The organism is Kitasatospora sp. NPDC005856, assembly GCF_040629945.1.
Taxonomy (GTDB): Bacteria; Actinomycetota; Actinomycetes; order Streptomycetales; family Streptomycetaceae; genus Kitasatospora.
The window spans coordinates 1-2,522 of record NZ_JBEXWT010000209.1; the positions used below are offsets into that span (position 1 = coordinate 1).

Below are 2,522 nucleotides of genomic sequence, written 5' to 3' on the forward strand. Positions count from 1 at the left end.
TCGCCGGTGGCGCCTGGGGTTGTGGGTGAGTTGTATGTGGCGGGCGCGGGTGTGGCGCGTGGGTACCTGGGTCGTGCGGGGCTGAGTGCGGAGCGGTTCGTCGCGGATCCGTTCGGTGGTGACGGCGGGCGGATGTACCGCACGGGTGACCGGGTGCGGTGGACTCGGGACGGGCAGTTGGTGTTCCTGGGCCGTGCGGACGAGCAGGTGAAGGTCCGTGGTTTCCGGATCGAGCCGGGTGAGGTCCAGGCCGTCATCGCCGGGCATGCGCGGGTCGCGCAGGCCGCGGTGATCGCCCGTGAGGACAGTCCCGGTGATGTGCGCCTGGTGGCGTACGTGGTGCCGGCCGAGGATGCGGACACGGCCGGGCTGCCGGACCTGGTGAAGGCCTTTGCCGGGCAGCGGATGCCGGAGTACATGGTTCCGTCGGCGGTGGTGGTGCTGGACGCGCTGCCGCTGACGGTCAACGGCAAGGTCGACCGCCGCGCGCTGCCCGCCCCGGAGTACACGGCGGGTGCGGGCCGGGCACCGGCCACCCCCGAGGAAGAGCTCCTCTGCGAGGCGTTCGCCCAGGTGCTGGGCCTGGAGAGCGTGGGCGTGGACGACGACTTCTTCGATCTGGGCGGGCACTCGCTGCTGGCCACCCAGCTCGTGAGTCGGATCCGCACGCTTCTCGGTGCCGAGGTGGGGATCGCTGATGTGTTCGAGGAGCCGACGGTCGCCGGACTGGTGACCCGCATTGCCACTCAGAAGCCGGCCAGGCCCGCCCTGCGGCCGATGCGCAACAACGAGGAGTCCTGATGTACCCCCTGTCCTTCGCGCAGCGGCGGTTGTGGTTCATCGGCCAGTTCGAGGGGCCGGGAGCGCACTACAACAGCCCGATCGCCGTGCGGCTCTCGGGGCGGGTGGACCGGGACGCCCTGGCGGCGGCCCTGCGGGACGTGCTGGGGCGGCACGAGGTGCTGCGGACGGTGTTCACCGTGGTCGACGGCGAGCCGTACCAGCGGATCGTGAAGCTGGACGAGCTCGACTGGGAGCTGCAGCTGGCCGAGGTCACCGAGGAGGAGCTGGCGGCCGCGGTCACCGCGGCCGGCCGGTACCCCTTCGATCTGTCGGTCGACGTCCCGATCCGCGCGACGCTGTTCTCGGCCGGTCCGGATGAGCATGTGCTGGCGCTGGTCGTCCACCACATCGCGAGTGACGGCTGGTCGCGGCGGCCGCTGGGCCGGGACCTGTCCGCCGCCTACGCGGCGCGCCGGGAGGGCCGGGCGCCCGAGTGGGAGCCGCTTCCGGTGCAGTACGCGGACTACGCGCTGTGGCAGCGGGAACTCCTGGGCGACGAGGAGGACCCGGACAGTGTGATGTCCCGTCAGATCACCTACTGGCGTGAGGCGTTGGGCGGAGCACCGGAGGAACTGGAGCTGCCGTTCGACCGGCCGCGCCCCGCGGTCCCGGGCCACCAGGGACACACGGTCTCCTTCGAGGTCCCGGCCCAGGTGCACGCGTGGTTGGCGGAGCTGGCGCGGGCCGAGGGCGTGACGCCGTTCATGGTGTTCCAGGGCGTGCTGGCGGTGCTCCTGTCCCGGCTGGGTGCGGGCGCCGACATCCCGATCGGCGCGGCGGTGGCCGGTCGCACCGACGAGGCGCTGAACGACCTGGTCGGGTTCTTCGTCAACACCCTGGTCATGCGGACCGACCTGTCCGGTGACCCTTCGTTCCGCCAACTGCTGGGACGGGTGCGTAAGACGGGCCTCGGGGCCTTCGGGCACCAGGACGTGCCGTTCGAGCGGCTGGTGGAGGTGCTCGCCCCCGCCCGCTCCATGGCGCGCAACCCGCTCTTCCAGGTGATGCTCGCGGTCCAGAACACCGCGCGGTCGGCAATGGACCTGGCGGGTGTGCAGGCAGAGTCGTTCTCGTCGGGGGTGTCGAGGTCCGTCTTCGACCTGGACATGACGGTCGGCGAGATGTTCGACGCCGCCGGCCGTCCGGCAGGGCTGCGCGGAACGCTGACCGGTTCGGCTGACCTGTTCGACCAGTCGTCGGTGGAACGGATCGCCGCGCGCTGGGTGCGGGTGCTGGAGACGGTGCTGCTCGACCCGGAGGTCCGGGTGAGCGGGGTCGACGTGCTGGGCGAGACCGAGCGTCGTCGGGTGTTGGTGGAGTGGAACGACACCGCGTTCGAGGTGCCGGTGTCGACGGTTCCGGGGGTGTTCGCCGCACGGGTGGCGGGCACGCCGGACGCCGTCGCGGTGGTCGGAAACGGTGTCGAGCTGACGTACCGCGAGTTGGATGAGCGGGCGAACCGGTTGGCGCATTACCTGGTGGTGCAGGGTGTGGGTGCGGAGTCGGTGGTCGCGGTCTGCATGGAGCGTGGTGTCGAGCTGGTGGTGTCGCTGTTGGCGGTGCTGAAGGCCGGGGCGGCGTATGTGCCGGTGGACCCGCAGGCGCCGGTGGAGCGTGTCGCGTTCATGCTGGCGGACAGTCGGGCGGTGTGCGTGGTGACCTCGCAGACCTGCGCGTCG

2 protein-coding genes are annotated in these 2,522 nt (G+C 71.3%); both read left to right on the top strand.

What is annotated here, in order from left to right:
* Positions 1-801 (top strand): phosphopantetheine-binding protein (locus tag ABZ449_RS41960; protein ID WP_360357394.1); only part of this gene is annotated, 801 nt, incomplete at its 5' end.
* The coding region (locus ABZ449_RS41965) for a condensation domain-containing protein (RefSeq protein WP_360357396.1) at positions 801-2,522 on the top strand (1,722 nt) is incomplete at its 3' end. The genes ABZ449_RS41960 and ABZ449_RS41965, both read left to right, overlap by 1 nt.